The following is an 18,546-nucleotide window of genomic DNA, read 5'->3' as shown; positions in this document are numbered from 1 at the left end:
GCCCCGTTCGGGTTAAAGGTGTAGCTGCCGTCGGCGTTCAGGGTGAACTCCCCGCCGTTATCCCCCGACAAAGCCGAACCGGGATACACGGTGACCGCACCATTTGTAATCCCTGTCACGGACAAAACATCACCATCCGGATCGGCATCATTGGCCAGCACACCGCTGGCCGCATCCATGTCCAACACCGAATCCTGATCGGTGGTGCCGGTATCGTCAGCCGCTACCGGCGCCGGGTTGGTCACCGTCCATGTAAAGGTCTGGTCGACGGTTGCGCCCTGGCTGTCTGTGGCTGTGATCGTGACCTGGTATACCCCGTTACTTCCGCCCTGGCTGGCCGAAGGAGCCGGCGTGCCAGTGATCCGACCGGTGGCCGAATCCAGAGTCAGGCCATCGGGCAACCCGCTGGCGGTGTAGGTCAGGGTGTCACTGGCATCGGCATCAGTGAAGTACCCGGAGACGTCCAGGTCGGTGATGGTGACGTCATCAACGTCGGTCTGATCCGGAATCGAGCCCGAGGCCTGCGGGGCATCGTTGCCCCCGGTTACCGTAATGGTCAGCGTGGCCGTTGCCGTTCCGCCTTCTCCATCACTGATCACATAATCAATGGACGTTCTGGCGCTCTCGGAGTCACCCAGATACCCGAATTCACCGTTAGGATCAAACGAGTAACTGCCATCCGCGTGAATAATGAATATTCCGCCATGGCTGCCCGGCAGGGCAGCACCAACCCCGCCTGATGAAGGCGTCGCCCCAGAACCAGACAACACTCCGGGCTGAATCTGATTGACAGCAACAACTTCTATACTGTCTCCGTCCGGCGCGTGGTCATTTCCCAGCAGGCCAGCCGCTGCCGGCACCTGCAATACAACCTCTGAATCGGTTGCTTCCTGATCATTGACCGCAACCGGGGGAACGTTGATCACAGTCCAATCGAACGACTGGCTGATACTGGAGCCAAACTCCGGAGTAGCGGTCACCGTAACGCGGTAAACGCCCTCATTGGCCCCTTGACTGGATGAGCCATCAAAGGTGCCTGAAATTACGCCTGTACGAGGGTCCATAGTCATGCCCGGGGGCAATCCTTGCGCGGAAAAGCTCAGTTTTCCGGCGCCCTCCGGCTGAGTAAAGTAGGAAGCGATATCGACAGAGGTCAGAGATTCCGCATCGTAGTTGACCTGAGGATCAATGCTCCGAAGTACTTTCAGCTCTGTTTCTCGCCATTCCGGCTCGGAGGGCCGCGGTTCAGGCCCCTCACCGAACGACGTGATCCCGGGTTCAGACGGACGGTCTTCGCTCAGGGATCGCGGTGAGTCGCCGTACAGGGCTCTCTCTCCGGCCCCTTCAGACAGCCGGACATGATCGAAACCACTGCTCTGATACTGGACCTGCTTGTTATAGACCCGGTAAAGGCCCTCGCCAGGCTCGATACGCTGAGGATCAGAAAACTCGATCGTTGATTCGGTATACGCAGGGTCATGCAGGACCTTCTCAGACAGGATCAGCTCACCGTGGCCATGATCTGTACTCAACCGGACGATCTGCCCGTCAGGCATTCTAACAAGAACTGCAGAGCCATCCGGGATCAGAAGCGGAGCTCCTGCTTCCAACGAATCCCCTATCGCCAAAAGCTGACTGGCACCCTCCTCATTCCTGAGAAATGCAGTACCTTCAATGTCAATGACGTATCCCAGAATATTGCTCACGGCGCATCACCTTCGAACTATGGTTTTTCCTAGTACGGGATGATCTCACTCTGGCGATACAACTCTTTTGGGCAGCCGCCAAAAGGATTGGAGGAAGGAAAAGTTTATTTAAAGATCGATAACATAAGCCCCAAAAACAAAAAAAGCGCCAACCTGGCAACAGGCTGGCGCTCCATCACAGAACAAAGTCGTTACAGCACGACCTACTCTGCAGACGCAATCAGGCTGGCATTACCTCCCGCTGCGGTCGTATCGACACACAGGTGGCGCTCAATCACAAAGCGCTGATCCAGTTGCGGCTCGGTGATGATCGGCAGCAACGCCCCTTCCCGCCGGCAAAGCGCCGTTCGGTATTGCTTAAGCAAAGATTTCTCCGCAACACTGACAACGGCAGCAAACCCTTCCAGATCAGCCAGCACATCCGGATTGAGCATGCCATCACTGACAACAACCGGAAGACCAGCTTTAACCGCACCGGCCAACGCTTCATCTGCCCCGGGTGCGATCACAACCACCTTGTTACCCTGAGACAACGCCGTTCCCGCCTGCTCAATAGCAGCCTCGGCATCCGGGCCAAGGCACAAAACCACACCACGTCCATGACAGGACAGGTGGTTCTGCTCCCCCGTTGGCCCCGGCATTTCCTCATACCCTTCATCCAATGGTGCAGGTACCTTCCCGAAATAGGGCTCCAACACCGCCTGTCGCCCTTTTGCTTCCGGAATATCCAGCTCGGCCAGTTTGCGGATCAGCTTTTGTGCTTTATCTGCGCCCACCATTTTATCGGTAGAAGGCGCAGGCTTCTCAAGCACGCTGCCCTTGAGGAACCGGCTCACATACTGCGGCCCGCCGGCTTTAGGACCGGTACCGGAAAGCCCTTCTCCACCAAAAGGCTGAGAGCCGACAATGGCCCCGATCTGGTTTCGGTTCACGTAGGTGTTGCCGACTTTAATGCGGCTGGCAATGTGCTCGATACGGCGGTCAACCCGGCTGTGAATCCCGAACGTCAGGCCGTAGCCTTTGGCATTGATAGCATCGATAACCTTATCAATATCCCTGGCCTCAAACGTAGCCACATGCAGGACCGGGCCAAAGATTTCCTCTTCCAGCTCCTCAATGCCACTGACCTGAAGCACCGCAGGCGACACAAACAGGCCTTGCTCCGGTACCTTGAGTTTCTTCAACAGCTTGCCCTGCTGTTCGAACTTCTGACAATGGTCAGAAATCTTCTTGCGGGCATTTTCGTCAATCACCGGGCCCACATCGGTTGATAATTGCCACGGATCACCAATCCCCAATTCCTCCATCGCGCCATACAGCATTTCCAGAAGGTTATCGGCAATATCTTTCTGGACGTACAGCATCCGAAGGGCGGAGCAGCGCTGCCCAGCACTCTGGAACGACGACGCCAGCACATCCCGGACGACCTGCTCCGGCAAGGCGGTGGAGTCTACAATCATGGCATTGAGACCACCGGTTTCCGCCACCAGGGGCGCATCCGGCTCCATGTGCTCAGTCATCGCCTTGTTGATTCTTTGCGCTGTGGCGGTCGAACCGGTAAAACAAACCCCGGCGACCCTCGCATCAGAGGTCAGGCCTGAACCGACGGTTGCGCCGGTGCCCGGTAACAACTGGATAGCCGCTGCAGGAATCCCCGCCTGATGCATCAACTCTACGGCCCGGACAGCCAGCAACGATGTCTGCTCTGCTGGCTTGGCCACCACGGCATTACCCGCCGCCAGGTTAGCCAGAATTTGCCCGGTAAAAATGGCCAGCGGGAAGTTCCAGGGCGAGATACAGCACATCACGCCACGGGCTGCCCCATCGCCCTTATAACGAATGCCTTCATCGGCATAGAACATCGCGAAATCAACGGCTTCACGAATCTCCGCAACGGCATCCAGCAATGACTTGCCCGCCTCACGGGTGGTCAGCGCGAACAGCTCATGTACGTTCGCTTCATACAGGTCGCCTACTTTGCGAATCATCGCTGCCCGGTCCTCCACCGGCACCGCAGACCACTCCCTGAAACCATCCTGAGCCGCATCCAGCGCCGCAGAGATATCCGCCTCAGAGGCATAGGTCATGTGGCCCACCAGGTCGTCCGGGTTCGCTGGATTCCGTACTTCCACCACCTCATCACTGACTGAATCGACCGCCAACACCGGGCCGCCCTTCCACTGATGGCTCTTGTAACGATTCCGCCCTTCATCAATCTCGGCCACCGTTACCGGGTCGGTAATATCCCACCCTCTGGAGTTTCGGCGCTGCTCACCAAAGATTTTAGACGGGTGCACAATCGCCTGACTGGACAGGTTATGACCAAGCCCGACCACGACATCAATCGGGTCTTTGGCAATTTCTTCCGGAGTGATGCTGGTATCCACAATCTGGTTCACAAACGAGCTGTTGGCGCCGTTCTCCAGCAGCCGGCGCACCAGATACGCCAACAGGTCTTTATGAGCTCCAACCGGGGCGTAGATTCGACAGGGCACACCGCTGTCTTCCAGAACCTGATCATGCAGAGACTCCCCCATACCGTGCAGGCGCTGGAACTCAAACTTATCCCGCCCAAGATCCTTTGCAAGTTCCAGCACCGCAGATACCGAATGGGCATTGTGGGTGGCGAACTGCGGATAAATTCGATCGGTCATTGCCAGAAGCTTACGAGCCCCGGCCAGGTAGGCCACATCGCTGCATGCTTTGCGTGTGTACACAGGGAAACCACTCAACCCCATTACCTGGGCACGCTTGATTTCGGCATCCCAGTACGCGCCTTTAACCAGCCGGACCATGATGCGGCGATCCAGTTTCTCCGACAGAGCATAGAGCCAATCCAGAGTCTGTGATGCCCTTTTGCCGAAAGCTTGGACAACCACTCCGAAACCGTCCCAGTTTTTCAGTTCGGAATCGGAAAGAATGGCCTCGATAACATCAAGAGACAGGTCCAGGCGATCCTGCTCTTCTGCATCAATATTGAACCCCATATTGGCCGCCGCTGCCTTTCTGGCGAGCTTGAGTGCGCGTGGAACCAGTTCATTCATCACCCGCTCTTTATGGCCATACTCATAACGGGCCAGAAGCGCGGAGAGCTTCACTGAGATACCCGGATTGGTTCTCACATCACCCTTGCAGCGCTTACTGATACTGTCGATGGCGTCGGAATAGGCCTGATAATAACGGTGAGCGTCCGCATCGGTGCGAGCCGCTTCTCCCAGCATGTCATACGAGTAGGTATAGCCCCGGGTTTCCTGGGACTTCCCTCGATCCTGGGCTTCTTCAATGGTCCGCCCAAGTACAAACTGGCGCCCCATTTCCTTCATCGCCTGCCCGGCAACCGTGCGAACCACAGGTTCCCCCAGGCGCTTGACCAGTTTACGCAGCGTGTCCCCGACACTTTGCCGCTCCGAATCTTTCAGCAGATTACTGGTCATCAGCAAGGCAAGGGTGGCAGAGTTGATCATGCCGGATTTTGCTTTACCGACGTGAGCTCCCCAGTTACCTGAGGTGATTTTGTCTTCGATCAGGTCCTGAATGGTCAGATTATCCGGCACCCGCAACAACGCTTCAGCCAGACACATCAGCGCGACCCCCTCTTTGGTGGTCAGCCCGTACTCGGCAAGGAATTTTTCCATGATGGTCGGGCGCGCACTGTTGCGTACATCCCTCACCAGCTCGGCTGCACGGGCAGAAATGGCCTTTCGGGTTTCATCCGACAACCGTGCCTCAGCAATCAGCCGGTGAATCACTTCATGTTCATCCGCCAGGTAGTTCGCGCGGATGGCCTGGCGAATGTCATTGAGCTCCGGAGCTGGGGATTGCTGAAGACTCATGGTGTACCCTCCTGATTGTTTGAATACTGACCGCATTTTAACGAAGCAGGTGCATACAATTAGCCTATTCAGCCCTCAAACAGCGTTTATTTTTCCTTTTTTGCACCCCAGAAACTTACCTATATCCCTGCATATTCGTTAATATCAGACAACCTGACTTTTTTCGCAGGTTTCACCCCTATTTCAAAGGATAGCAGCCATGGCAGATCTCGACAGAATCGACCTTTCCATCATCCGGGAACTGCAGAAAAATGGCCGCATCACGGTGACAGACCTGGCGTCCCGGGTGGGTTTATCCAAAACGCCATGTCAGGTCAGAATGAAGAGACTGGAAGATCAGGGGTACATCACGGGCTACAGCGCCATGGTGAATCAGACCAAACTCGGGCTTTCCCACGTCGCATTCGCCCAGGTTACCCTGAGCGATACCAGCAGCAAGGCACTGGCCGCGTTCAACGAGGCTGTCCGACAGATCTCCGCCGTCGAACAGTGCCACATGATGGCGGCGAACTTTGACTATCTTCTGAAAGTGCGCACCCGGAACATGGCTGAATACCGACAAGTGCTCGGCGAACAGATTTCCAGCCTCCCACACGTGCTGCAAACCAGTACCTTTGCGGTGATGGAAAACGTCAAAGACCGAGGGCAATAAGATGAACATCGTCATTGCACCAGACTCTTTTAAGGAGTGCCTTTCCGCACAAGAGGTGGCGACGGCCATAGCCCGCGGCTGGAGCAAGGTCGCTCCGAACGACGAGCTTGTAGAGATCCCACTGGCCGATGGTGGCGAAGGGACAACTATCGCCCTGACAACCGCTGCAAAAGGGAAACTGCATCAAGTTTCCGTGACCGGTCCGCTCGGCGAGCCGGTACACGCACACTTCGGACTGATTAATCACGGCAGCACAGCCATCGTCGAAGTGGCTGAAGCCAGCGGGCTGCACCACGTACCCGCCGAGGCCCGTGAGGCCCTAAAAGCGTCCAGTCGCGGGACTGGAGAACTGATTATGGCAGCTCTGAAACATCAACCAAAAACCCTGATCCTGGGGCTTGGCGGCAGCGCCACGACGGATGGAGGAGCCGGAATCCTGCAAGCCCTGGGCGCCAGACTGTTAGACCATAAGGGCCATGATATTCCGCCAGGCGGCATCGGCCTGGCGTCAATGACCCACGCCTGCCTTGAACCCGCAATCCAACGATTCCTGGGCGTTCAGATTGTCGTTGCCTGCGACGTCACAAATCCACTCCTTGGCCCTCAGGGAGCGGCGGCAATATTCGGACCCCAGAAAGGCGCGAGCATTCAGGAAGTCGCCCAATTGGACGACAACCTGAGCCACTTTGCGAGAATCCTCGAAACTCAGGGGATGGACATCGCCAGCTTTCCCGGAAGTGGCGCGGCCGGCGGTATAGGAGGAATGGCCAAAGGCGTTCTTGGGGCCAGGCTTCAACCGGGAGTCAACCTGGTGATGGAGGCCCTGCAACTGGAACAGTACATCCGCACTGCAGACCTGGTGATCACGGCAGAGGGGGCCATCGACGCTCAAAGTGCATCCGGCAAGACACCGGCAGGCGTAGCGGCATTGGCCAGATCCTGCGGCATACCGGTTATCGGCCTGTGCGGAAAACTCAGCGGCGAACTCTCGCCACTGCATGACACAGGTCTGACAGCAGCCTTTTCCATTACACCCGCCCCCATGGCGCTGTCCGAAGCCTACACCAATGCTGAGGCCAATCTCGAACAGGCATCCGAACAGCTGGCCCGACTGATTCACAGTATCTCACGCCAGTGAGGTGGTCCTCAGCAGACCGGTCAGTTCAACCCGGCCACGGGCCAGCCGAACCTGTCCCCGGCGCTCCAGCTCTTTCAGCAGACGACTGACCACTTCCCTTGCCGTACCAAGTTCCACAGCCAATTCCTGATGGGTAATAAGCACTACATTCTGACCGCTGGAGGCCCGGTCTTGCAGCCACTCTTCCAGGCGCTCATCCATACGGTGAAACGCCACCTCTTCGACCAGCAACATGAGGTCGTCCAGCCGACGCCCATAGGATTCCATGATACCCAGCCGGAAACCGGCTGACTGATCCATCAACCGGTCGAACAAACCCCGCGGAATGATCGCGGCTTCAGCCTCGCCCTCGGAAATAGCCTCAGCCCGGTATCCGCGCCCCGTCATCAGGCACCCGATGGATAAGGTGCAGATGTCGTCGGCCCCCATTCGATAAAGCACAATACTGTGGCCGGACACTCCGGTCATCTGAACCTTGATGCTGCCACTCAGAACCAGAGGAAGACCGCGGCAATGCTCACCGGCACTGAACAAAACCTGCCCCGCCGGAAACCTCAGGACCTGAAGCCCCTCAAGCACATCATCCCGCAAGGCATCGGTCAGAGTATCGAGAATATGGTGTTTGGCCATCCGGCAGTGCCCTTTGCAGAAAGTTGCTGGTCTGTGTGACTTTATCACTGAACCCGATCTTCCGCAGACCTACACTGACATCATCACTCGACATCTCACAGGAGAAACCAAGATGACGGTAAACATGGGTTCCGCTGATCGCATTATTCGCGCCATCGCAGGCCTTGTCCTGCTGGCCCTGGTCTTTATCGGCCCTCAGACACCTTGGGGCTGGGTAGGGATTGTGCCGCTGGCAACGGCCCTTATTGGCAACTGTCCGGCGTACTCAATTCTGGGAATCAAGACCTGCAAAACCAAATAGCAGAAACACAAAGGCCAGAGCAGCTCTAGCCACTCTGGCCTTGTTATATTGAGATCAGGCTAGAACGCCTCGTTTCAGCGCACCGGCGCATTCAAGACATCCAGCACTTCTTCCAGCTCTGTAATCATCTGACGGATCAGTTGCTTGTATTGGGACGTGTCGTCTTTTGCCTCACTACTGCTTAGCTTCTGCTTGGCCCCACCTATGGTGTAACCCTGATCATACAGCAGACTTCGAATCTGCCGGATAGTGATCACATCGGCCCGCTGGTAGTAACGGCGGTTACCCCGCCGCTTTACCGGAGATAACTGAGGAAACTCCTGCTCCCAATAGCGCAACACATGCGCCTTAACCGCACACAGCTCGGCCACCTCACCAATAGTGAAATAGCGTTTCCCCGGAATAACAGGGAGCTCGTTATTATGACTGGGTTCCAGCATACGCTTCTACTTTCTGTTTCAGTTTCTGACCTGGTCGAAACGTAACTACGCGTCGTGCACTGATGGGAATTTCCTCACCCGTTTTCGGGTTCCTTCCCGGCCGCTGCTTCTTATCCCTGAGATCGAAGTTACCGAATCCCGACAGTTTCACCTGTTCGTTGTGGCTGAGTGCGCCTCTGATTTCATCGAAGAAAGCTTCCACCATTTCTTTGGCTTCACGCTTGTTCAGACCCAACTCTTCGTACAAGCGCTCCGCCATGTCCGCTTTCGTCAAAGCCGCCATCTGTCAACTCCTCAGTGTTGCCTCCAACTCTTCCTTCAGGGCTTCGATAACCCCGTTGAAGAGCGAATGCACTTCGTCCTCATTAAGCGTGCGTTCGGGATGCTGCCAGAAAAGACTCAGTGCCAGGCTACGATTGCCCTCACCCAGGCTTTCTCCCTCGTAGACATCAAACACACGCAACGCCGTGAGGTGTTCGCCAGCATGTTTTCGGGCCACATGTTCTACCTGAGCGAACGCCACCTCGCTCCCGATAATGATAGCCAAATCCCGGCGAACTTCCGGAAATTTTGAAACATCTTTGAAATTAGGCACATAACCGGTAACGATCGAATTCAAGAATAGCTCAAACAACAGGATCGTGCCATTAAGTTCAAGATTTTTCTGCACTTGTGGATGCAATGTGCCCAACCAACCGACACGCTCCCCATTTCGAAGCAATTCAGCCGTCTGTCCGGGGTGCAACGCAGGGTGCTGGCTTGCGACAAAGGCAACCTCAATACCCAACAGCCGGAACAGGCTTTCCAACTCTCCTTTTACATCAAAGAAGTCAGAAGTTCTGCGACCATTCACCCAGTTTTCAGGAGTCTGGTTACCAACCACCACACCGGCCAGCATCGGCTGCTGCCGAATACCGTCGTTGGTCTGCTCAAACCGCAAACCACTTTCAAACAATCGAATCCGGGGTTGCTGCCGGTTCTGGTTATAGGCAACCGTCTTCAGCAATCCACTCCACAGGGTTGTACGCATCACCGACAGATCTGCGGAAATCGGATTTGCCAGCGCGATACCTTCCCGCTCAGGGTCTACCAACTGCTGAATTTTCGGGTCGACAAAACTGTAGGTAATCGCCTCCTGATATCCCTGGGCTACAAAGTAGTTGCGAACGGCAGACAAGGGGCGCACGGCTTCTTCACGCGCGCGCAGCCCCAGCGAGCCGGTTGGCTCAGTAACCGGCAGGTTGTTGTAACCGAAAATCCGGCCAACTTCCTCAATCAGATCTTCCTCGATAGAGATATCCGGCCTGAAGCTCGGCACACTCACTCGCCATCCGTCTTTCAGCAGCTTATCTATGCGCAACCCCAGACGGGTGAGAATTTCTTCCACGGTGGTGCGATTGATCTTCAGCCCCAGCACGTCGGCAAGGCGCTGCTCACGAAGATCAATGGCACGCGGTTTCGGCAGGTGCTCTGCGCTGGCAACTTCCACAACCTCACCAGGCTCACCACCGACAATGGCCATCAGCAGACTTGTTGCGCGCTCCATTGCCTCACGGGCAAGCTCATAGTCCACACCCCGCTCAAAGCGATGGGAGGCGTCTGTGTGCAACCCATAGTGACGAGCTTTTCCTGCCAGAGTAATCGGATCGAAATACGCCGACTCCAGCACCAGATCCTGAGTCTTTTCGCTGACCCCGGAATGCTCCCCCCCCATAACCCCCGCAATAGCGACCGGTTTTTCGTGGTCCGCAATAACCAGGGTTTCTGCCGTGAGCTCAACCTGCTGGCCATCCAGCAACACCAGTTTCTCTCCGGCAGCAGCCATGCGCACAACAATTCCGCCACTGATCTCATTCCGATCAAACGCATGCATGGGCTGCCCCAGCTCCAGCATGACATAGTTCGTGACGTCAACCGCCGCATCAATCGAACGTATCCCGGAGCGGCGCAGTTTTTCCTGCATCCACAACGGGGTTTCCGCCTGAAGATTCACATTTCGCAGAATACGCCCCAGATAACGCGGGCAGCCTGCCGGAGCTTCGACCCGGACATCCGGAACCTCAGAATGCACAGCTTTAACTGGCTCGATAACTGGCGCTGTCGTTACCAGGCTGTTCAGCACACCCACTTCACGGGCAAGCCCCTTGATAGACAAGCAATCACTGCGGTTGGGCGTCAGGTCAACATCAATCGCAATATCATTCAGCTTGAGATAATCCGAAACTGGCTGGCCAACCGGCGCCTCCTCAGGGAGCTCCATCAGGCCATCGTGGCTTTCGGAAAGCCCGAGTTCGGACTCCGAACACAGCATACCTTCTGAAGGCTGGCCACGAAGCTTGGCCTTCTTGATCTTAAAGTTACCGGGCAGGACCGCTCCCACTTCGGCAAAAGGCACTTTCAACCCGTCCCGAACATTCGGCGCACCGCAGACCACCTGGACCGTCTGCTCGCCATTACTCACCTGACACACTCTCAACTTGTCGGCGTCGGGATGAGGAGCCACAGAAATGACCTCTCCCACGACCACGCCGGTAAACTCACCCGCGACAGCCTCAAAGCCATCGACTTCCAGCCCCGCCATCGTGATCTGATCCATCAACTCCTGAGAGCCAATGCTCGGGTTTACCCATTCGCGCAGCCACTGTTCACTGAATTTCATTGTCCTAACCCTGTCCTGATTCGGTTGATTCTGAGCCGGTTACCTTTTATTAAGCGCCGTCTTAACGGAACTGGCGCAGGAAACGCAGGTCGTTCTCGAAAAACATACGCAGGTCTTTCACGCCGTAACGCAGCATCGCCAGGCGCTCAACCCCCATGCCAAAGGCAAACCCGCGGTACTCCTCAGAATCAATTCCGCAATATTCGAACACTTTCGGGTGTACCATGCCGCACCCCATGACTTCCAGCCACTTGATGCTGCCATCCGGCTCCCGCCCCCACTCAATATCGACTTCCGCCGAGGGTTCGGTGAACGGAAAATAGGAAGGCCGGAACCGCACCTTGAGGTCGCGCTCAAAGAACACTCTCAGAAACTCTTCAACGGTACTTTTCAGATCAGCAAAACTGACGTTTTTCTCAACCAGCAGACCTTCAACCTGATGGAACATGGGCGTATGGGTCATGTCCGAATCGCATCGATAGACCCGGCCCGGGCAAATCATGCGAAAAGGCGGCTTGCCGGCCTCCATGGTCCGAATCTGGACCGGCGAGGTATGAGTTCGCAGCAACGTACCTGGATTGAAATAGAAAGTGTCGTGCATCGCACGGGCCGGATGATGCCCGGGGATATTCAGGGCTTCAAAGTTATGGTAATCGTCTTCGATCTCCGGGCCCTGTTCCACGCTGTAACCGGCACGGGAAAAGATTTCCTCGATGCGCTGCAACGTTCGGGTAACAGGATGAAGACCACCCAGATCCTGCCCGCGACCAGGCAGTGTTACGTCAATGGATTCCGCTGCAAGCCTGGCCTCAATGGCGGCTTTTTCCAGATCCGCACGCTTTGCATTGATGGCCTGCTCGACCTGCCCTTTGGCTTCATTGATTTTCTGGCCGGCCACCGGGCGTTCTTCAGCAGAGAGCTTCCCCAGGGTTTTCGCCTGCTGGGTAATCACACCTTTTTTGCCGAGGTATTCAACGCGAATTTGATCAAGCGCCTGCAGGTTGTCGGCCTTTTCTACGGCGCTCAACCCGTCCTGAACCAGTTGTTTCAGGTTTTCCATTGACCCTGCTCCAAACCAGAAATGGGGTAGGTTAAAACAAAAATAGGGGAAGAGCGTGCCCTTCCCCTATCAGTAGGCGCCATCATGAATCATGCGGCGCCCGAATCGATCAGCAATCGATGAAAGAGCTTAAGCGATCACAGGGACGCTTTGGCCTTCTCAACAACAGCGGCAAACGCCTGCTGCTCGTTCATAGCCAGGTCGGCCAGAACCTTACGATCGATTTCAACGTTTGCCTTTTTCAGGCCAGCGATCAGACGGCTGTATGACAGACCGTTTGCACGGGCACCAGCGTTGATACGGGCAATCCACAGAGCACGGAAGGCGCGCTTACGGTTGCGACGGTCACGGTAGGCATACTGGCCGGCCTTGATAACCGCCTGTTTGGCAACACGGTAAACACGGCTACGGGCACCGTAGTAACCTTTGGCCTGATTGAGAATCTTCTTGTGACGACGACGTGCGACCACGCCACGCTTTACACGAGCCATACTTTAATCCTTCTACCTTTACTTTCTAAGGAATGAGTCGCGCGGCTGAATCAGCACGCGGTCATGCGCTTGATAGATGCTACATCTGACTTGGCGATGAGCTTGGTGCCGCGCAGCTGACGCTTACGCTTCGGGCTCTTCTTGGTCAGAATGTGGCTGGTGAAGGACTGCTTGTGCTTGAAGCCATTGGCGGTTTTCTTGAACCGCTTGGTAGCTCCGCTTTTGGTTTTCATCTTCGGCATTTTTAAAACTCCGCATTCTATTATCGAAAAAAACAATCGTGCCCCTGAACGACAAATCCCCCGCCGATGCGGGGGACCCGTCATGGGATCAGGTTCACTTCTTCTTTCGGGGTGCGATCACCATGGTCATCTGACGGCCTTCCATTTTCGGCCGCATTTCGACCTGGGCCACCTCAGACACATCTTCCTCAATCCGTTGCATGAGCTTCATACCAAGTTCCTGGTGTGCCATCTCACGCCCACGGAACCGGATAGTGATCTTGCCGCGGTCCCCGTTCTCAAGGAAACGTATCAGGTTGCGTAGTTTGACCTGATAATCCCCTTCATCCGTTCCTGGTCGGAACTTCAGCTCTTTGACCTGCGTCTGCTTCTGCTTCTTCTTGGCAGCCGCCTTGGCCTTTTTCTCTTCGAAGATCTTCTTGCCGTAGTCCATTATCTTACAGACGATCGGATCGGAATCCGTAACCTGAACCAGATCCAGGGTCGCCTCTTCCGCCATGCGCAGGGCGTCTTCAATCGGAACAATACCCACCTGATTGCCTTCGGCATCAATCAGTCGGACTTCAGTTGCGTCAATATTCTCATTGATAGGCGCCTTGGGTGCACGCCCACCCCGATTCGTTCGCTGTTTAATAATTAGATCTCCGTTTTAGTTCTGCCTTTGCGTTCGACATCAGCTGCAAGCAGCTTTTCAAAATCGTCGACCGACATGGTTCCCAGATCTTCCCCTTTACGGGTTCTCACCGCAACGGCATTGTTTTCGATTTCTTTATCGCCAACAACGACCAGATAGGGAACCTTATTTAGAGTATGCTCGCGGATTTTAAAGCCGATCTTCTCGTTTCTCAAGTCAGCATTAACCCTATAGCCTAAAGAATCCAGTTTTTTGGCCAGATTCTGACAATAATCACGCTGTTTATCGGTAATATTCAGGACAGCAACCTGAGTGGGTGCCAGCCATGTCGGGAAAGCCCCTTCGTATTCTTCAATCAGAATACCAATAAAGCGCTCAAATGACCCCAAGACCGCACGGTGCAACATAACCGGGGTTTTACGCTCAGAATTATCAGCAACGTACTGAGCCCCTAAACGCCCTGGCATCGAGAAATCAACCTGTATGGTACCACACTGCCAGACCCGGCCCAGGCAGTCTTTCAACGAAAACTCGATCTTAGGCCCATAGAAGGCGCCCTCACCCGGCAATAATTCCCAATCAACGCCTTCACGATTCAGGGCTTCTTCCAGCGCAGCCTCCGCCTTGTCCCACACTTCGTCTGATCCTACCCGCTTCTCCGGGCGCGTGGACAACTTGTAGAGAATCTCTGTGAAACCAAAATCTGCGTAGACTTCATGCAGCATGGCAATAAAGGCGGAAACCTCCTGCTGGATCGTATCTTCTTCGCAGAAAATGTGTGCGTCGTCCTGCGTAAAGCCCCGAACCCGCATCAAACCGTGCAGCGCACCTGAGGCCTCATTACGGTGACAGGAACCAAACTCCGCCAGACGCAACGGCAACTCTTTGTAGCTCTTCAGGCCCTGATTAAAGACCTGCACATGGCAGGGACAGTTCATAGGCTTGATGGCAAAATCGTGCTTCTCGGACTCGGTCGTGAACATGTCGTCCTTGAACTTGTCCCAGTGCCCGGACTTTTCCCAAAGGTTTCGTGACACCACTTGCGGAGTCTTGATTTCCTGATAACCATGCTTGTGTTGCTGGACACGCATGTACTGCTCAATCTCCTGATACAGAGACCAGCCATCCGGATGCCAGAACACCATCCCCGGCGCCTCTTCCTGCATGTGGAACAGGCCCAGTTTCTTGCCAATTTTCCGGTGATCCCGCTTTTCGGCTTCTTCCAGACGATGCAGGTAAGCCTTGAGGTCCTTCTTGTTGCCCCAGGCAGTGCCGTAGATACGCTGCAACTGCTCGTTGCTGGTGTCCCCGCGCCAATATGCACCGGCCACCTTTGTGAGCTTGAAGGCTTTCAGCTTGCCCGTACTGGGCACATGCGGGCCACGACACAGGTCGATAAAATCGCCCTGGCGATAGAACGACAGGTCTTCTTCACCGGGAATATCCCCGATGATGCGAACCTTGTATTCCTCACCCATGTCCTCGAACAATTTTACGGCGTCGCCCCGGGACATAATGGAACGGGAGACCGGAAGATCCTGTTTCGCCAGCTCCTCCATCCGCTTTTCAATGCGGGCCATGTCCTCATTGGTAAACGGGCGCTCGTATTTGAAGTCGTAATAGAAGCCGTTTTCGATCACCGGACCGATCGTTACCTGAGCCCCCGGAAACAATTCCTGAACCGCCATTGCCATCAAATGGGCGGTGGAGTGGCGAATAACATCAACACCGTCGTCATCACGTTCCGTCACAATGGCCAGTTCCGAATCGTTTTCGATCAGATGGCTTGTATCTACAAGCTGCCCATTAACCTTACCGGCGAGAGCGGCCTTGGCCAGGCCAGCACCAATATCAGCAGCAACATCGTGTACGGTTACGGGTTCAGCAAAACTGCGGTGACTGCCATCCGGCAGAGTAATGACGGGCATGATGATCTCCTCATGGGGGTTCTCAGCGGTGATCTATACCAAAGATCACTTGGTTGCCGGACTGCGCGACACAAACCGCGAGCCGGATTTGTCAGGGAGTCTAACAGAAAAAAACCCGGCAGCAACGCCGGGTTTTTACGGAGCCTGGGCTCAGGCAGACTGCAGTTGAATGTCCTCCCTGGCCTTGCGTTTGAGCTGGCCAAACGCAACCAGCCCCAACAGCAGCAACGCCGGAATAAACATCAGCTCCTTCGGCGGCCGATCCAGTTTGATCTGGACCGCCTCAATGACCCACCCAAACTCAATACCAGCCGCTTCCGCCGCGCTGCCGAAGTTAACAAAGTCCACAACAAGATCGTTGCCCTGTTCAGACACTTCAAGCCCCGCACCGGCCAATCGTTCCTGCGGCGTACTACCTTCCGGAACCTCCAGCTCCACGTAAGTCGTCACATCGCTGCCATCCAACGCCATGCCAGACACCTTAAGAACAACCGGGGCATTCGCCGGCACTGTCTCGACGTACTCCATGACCGCAGTGCCCGGGCGCTCCTCATTGGGCGGATAGACCATGTCCCACCAGTATCCTGGCCGGAACATCGTAAAGGTAATCAACAGAAGTGCGAGAGTTTCCCACTTCCGGCTTCTGGTAAACCAGAACCCCTGGGTAGCCGCTGAGAACACCAGCATGGCAGTCACCGCACTGAACACGGTAACCAGCAGGTCAAACCACCCGGTCAGCCCAATCAGCAACAACTGCGTGTTGAAGATGAACATGAACGGCAGGATCGCTGTCCGTATGTCGTAGGTAAAACCCTGAATCCCGGTCCTGATGGGATCTGCCCCCGAGATAGCCGCCGCCGCATAGGCGGCCAGCCCAACGGGCGGCGTATCATCCGCCAGAATCCCGAAGTAGAACACAAACAGATGAACCGCAATCAACGGCACCAGTAATCCATTCTGGGCCCCCAAAGTGACAATGACAGGTGCCATCAGGGTGGAGACCACAATGTAGTTTGCGGTTGTCGGCAGCCCCATACCCAGAATCAGACTGATGATCGCAGTGAAGATCAGCATCAGCAGGAGATTGCCGCCAGACAGAAACTCCACGAACTGCGTCATCACCAGGCCAATACCGGTCAGGGTAACCGTTCCGACAACAATACCGGCCGTCGCAGTCGCAACACCGATACCCACCATGTTCCGGCCCCCGGTTGCCAGGGAATGGAACAAGTCATGAATACCACCGGTAAATTCGGAAAACAGCTCGCCGTGCCTGCGGAAGAAGGCTTTGAGGGGGCGCTGGGTGATCACGATAAAGATCATGAACAGGGTGGCCCAGAACGCCGACAATTGCGGAGAAAAACGCTCTACCGTCAGACACCAGACCAGAACAACAACCGGCAACAGATAATACAGCCCGGTTTTCACGGTTGGCCCAACCTCTGGCAACTGGTCCATTGCCTTGTTCGGATCGTCTTCCTCCAGCTCAGGAAAACGGGTGGCATATCCCACCAGGCCAACGTATATCAGCACCAGAAGCGGCCCAAGCACCCAGGGGGCAGCCTCGCCCAGAAAGCCCTTGGTCCACCCTACACCGTAGTAAACCGCAAATGTCAGAACAATCAAGCCGATCAGAACGACAACCCAGTTCAGCAGTCGATGAGCCAGACTCGGCCGATTGGGCCGCTCCAGACCTTCCATTTTCAGCTTGCAGGCTTCCAGATGAACGATGTAAATCAGGGCAACATAGGAAATCAACGCAGGCAGAATCGCATGCTTGATCACCTCCAGATAGGAGATCCCCACGTACTCCACCATCAGAAAAGCTGCTGCCCCCATAATCGGCGGGGTAAGCTGGCCGTTAGTAGAGGCAGCCACCTCAACCGCCCCGGCTTTGGTGGCAGGAAAGCCCACCCGCTTCATCAGCGGAATGGTAAACGTACCGGTGGTCACAACGTTGGCAATGGATGAGCCCGAGATAACGCCACTCAAACCACTGGAGACCACTGCCGCCTTGGCCGGCCCCCCGCGCATATGACCCAGCATGGCATACGCTACTTTGATGAAGTAGTTACCGGCACCGGCTCGCTCCAGCAATGCTCCGAATAAGACAAACAGGAACACAAAACTGGTAGAAACCCCCAGAGCCACGCCAAATACGCCTTCGGTCCCAAGCCACTGATGGGACGCCAGCTTGTTCAGGCTGACCCCCTTATGGGAGATCACGTCAGGCATGTAGGGGCCTGCCAGGGAATAGGTCACAAAGACCGCCGCCACAACCGTCAGGGGCAACCCGAGTGCTCTCCGCGTGGCCTCAAGCAACAGAACCAGGCCGCCAAGCGCCACCCATAGATCGATGGAGTTGGGCGCACCAGGGCGCTGAGCCAACGAGTCATAGAAAACAAAAAGATAAGAGGCCGCGAACGCAGCAGCCAGAGCCAGCACCCAGTCGTAAACGGGCACTTTATTGGCGTGCACCCCCTTGATCATAGGGAATGCCGAAAACGCGAGAAACACCGCAAATGCCAGGTGAATGGAACGCGCTTCCGTGGAATTGAAAATACCGAAATTCAGAATGAACGGCAGGGGAGATGCTATCCAGAGCTGGAACAGTGACCAGCAAACCGGAACAATGAACAGGATAACCGCCGCAGCGCCGGTAAGCGCCCTGCCCCCGGTTTCCGTCTGCAATAACTGCTCAACCTTGCTGGCATCCACACCCGCCCCGGTACCGGGGTCATTCTTTGCCATAGAATGTTCCTGTGATGGGAAGTAACCTTACTGAATCAACAGAGCGGGCCGGGAGCCCGCTCTGTTGGTGTGCCTCGCTGA

At 55.6% G+C, this 18,546-nt stretch carries 15 protein-coding genes; 3 read left to right on the top strand and 12 right to left on the bottom strand.

Features of this window, described 5'->3' with window-relative positions; genetic code table 11:
* Positions 1–1,706 (bottom strand): putative Ig domain-containing protein (locus K325_RS17935; protein WP_036192755.1); only part of this gene is annotated, 1,706 nt, incomplete at its 3' end.
* A 203-nt stretch (positions 1,707–1,909) separates the two neighbouring features.
* A complete protein-coding gene (gene putA, locus K325_RS0100185; protein WP_029652241.1) occupies positions 1,910–5,539 on the bottom strand; it encodes a bifunctional proline dehydrogenase/L-glutamate gamma-semialdehyde dehydrogenase PutA in 3,630 nt (1,209 codons plus the stop codon).
* A gap of 199 nt (positions 5,540–5,738) precedes the next feature.
* Here putA and K325_RS0100180 point away from each other — a divergent pair, with 199 nt between their 5' ends.
* Positions 5,739–6,191, top strand: a complete 453-nt coding sequence (locus K325_RS0100180) for a winged helix-turn-helix transcriptional regulator (protein ID WP_029652240.1) — start codon at positions 5,739–5,741, stop codon at positions 6,189–6,191.
* A 1-nt stretch (position 6,192) separates the two neighbouring features.
* A complete protein-coding gene (locus K325_RS0100175; RefSeq protein WP_029652239.1) occupies positions 6,193–7,329 on the top strand; it encodes a glycerate kinase in 1,137 nt (378 codons plus the stop codon).
* On the opposite strand, the gene K325_RS0100170 is transcribed toward K325_RS0100175, so the two are convergent.
* Positions 7,318–7,959, bottom strand: coding sequence for a Crp/Fnr family transcriptional regulator (locus tag K325_RS0100170; RefSeq protein ID WP_029652238.1), 642 nt, complete (start codon positions 7,957–7,959; stop codon positions 7,318–7,320). The two genes, K325_RS0100175 and K325_RS0100170, sit on opposite strands and share 12 nt — an antisense overlap.
* A gap of 112 nt (positions 7,960–8,071) precedes the next feature.
* Here K325_RS0100170 and K325_RS0100165 point away from each other — a divergent pair, with 112 nt between their 5' ends.
* Complete coding sequence (locus K325_RS0100165) at positions 8,072–8,260, top strand: YgaP family membrane protein (protein ID WP_029652237.1); 189 nt, start codon at positions 8,072–8,074, stop codon at positions 8,258–8,260.
* Between the two features lie 74 nt (positions 8,261–8,334).
* On the opposite strand, the gene K325_RS0100160 is transcribed toward K325_RS0100165, so the two are convergent.
* The 9 genes from K325_RS0100160 to K325_RS0100120 all read right to left on the bottom strand — a co-directional run bounded on the left by K325_RS0100160 (position 8,335) and on the right by K325_RS0100120 (position 18,465).
* Entirely contained in the window at positions 8,335–8,700 is a 366-nt protein-coding gene (locus tag K325_RS0100160) for a MerR family transcriptional regulator (protein WP_029652236.1), read from the bottom strand.
* Positions 8,681–8,983, bottom strand: coding sequence for an integration host factor subunit alpha (gene ihfA, locus K325_RS0100155; RefSeq protein ID WP_011785529.1), 303 nt, complete (start codon positions 8,981–8,983; stop codon positions 8,681–8,683). Before ihfA ends, K325_RS0100160 begins: the two co-directional genes overlap by 20 nt.
* 3 nt (positions 8,984–8,986) lie before the next feature.
* Complete coding sequence (gene pheT, locus K325_RS0100150; protein WP_029652235.1) at positions 8,987–11,359, bottom strand: phenylalanine--tRNA ligase subunit beta; 2,373 nt, start codon at positions 11,357–11,359, stop codon at positions 8,987–8,989.
* Positions 11,360–11,420: 61 nt separating this feature from the next.
* Positions 11,421–12,419 (bottom strand): phenylalanine--tRNA ligase subunit alpha, encoded by a 999-nt coding sequence (gene pheS / locus K325_RS0100145; protein WP_029652234.1) that lies wholly within the window; start codon positions 12,417–12,419, stop codon positions 11,421–11,423.
* 137 nt (positions 12,420–12,556) lie between these two features.
* Positions 12,557–12,910, bottom strand: coding sequence for a 50S ribosomal protein L20 (gene rplT / locus K325_RS0100140; protein ID WP_011785532.1), 354 nt, complete (start codon positions 12,908–12,910; stop codon positions 12,557–12,559).
* Positions 12,911–12,960: 50 nt separating this feature from the next.
* Positions 12,961–13,152, bottom strand: a complete 192-nt coding sequence (gene rpmI, locus K325_RS0100135; protein ID WP_029652233.1) for a 50S ribosomal protein L35 — start codon at positions 13,150–13,152, stop codon at positions 12,961–12,963.
* 94 nt (positions 13,153–13,246) lie between these two features.
* Entirely contained in the window at positions 13,247–13,786 is a 540-nt protein-coding gene (infC, locus tag K325_RS0100130) for a translation initiation factor IF-3 (protein WP_084694134.1), read from the bottom strand.
* A 2-nt stretch (positions 13,787–13,788) separates the two neighbouring features.
* Positions 13,789–15,714 (bottom strand): threonine--tRNA ligase, encoded by a 1,926-nt coding sequence (gene thrS / locus K325_RS0100125; protein ID WP_029652231.1) that lies wholly within the window; start codon positions 15,712–15,714, stop codon positions 13,789–13,791.
* Positions 15,715–15,864: 150 nt separating this feature from the next.
* Positions 15,865–18,465, bottom strand: coding sequence for a TRAP transporter permease (locus K325_RS0100120; RefSeq protein WP_029652230.1), 2,601 nt, complete (start codon positions 18,463–18,465; stop codon positions 15,865–15,867).
* Positions 18,466–18,546 lie beyond the last annotated feature (81 nt).

Source organism: Marinobacter daepoensis DSM 16072, from assembly GCF_000421165.1.
In the GTDB taxonomy this organism is placed as follows: domain Bacteria; phylum Pseudomonadota; class Gammaproteobacteria; order Pseudomonadales; family Oleiphilaceae; genus Marinobacter; species Marinobacter daepoensis.
The sequence above is the reverse complement of the archived record's forward strand: the minus strand, read 5'-3'. Positions and strand labels throughout refer to the sequence as shown.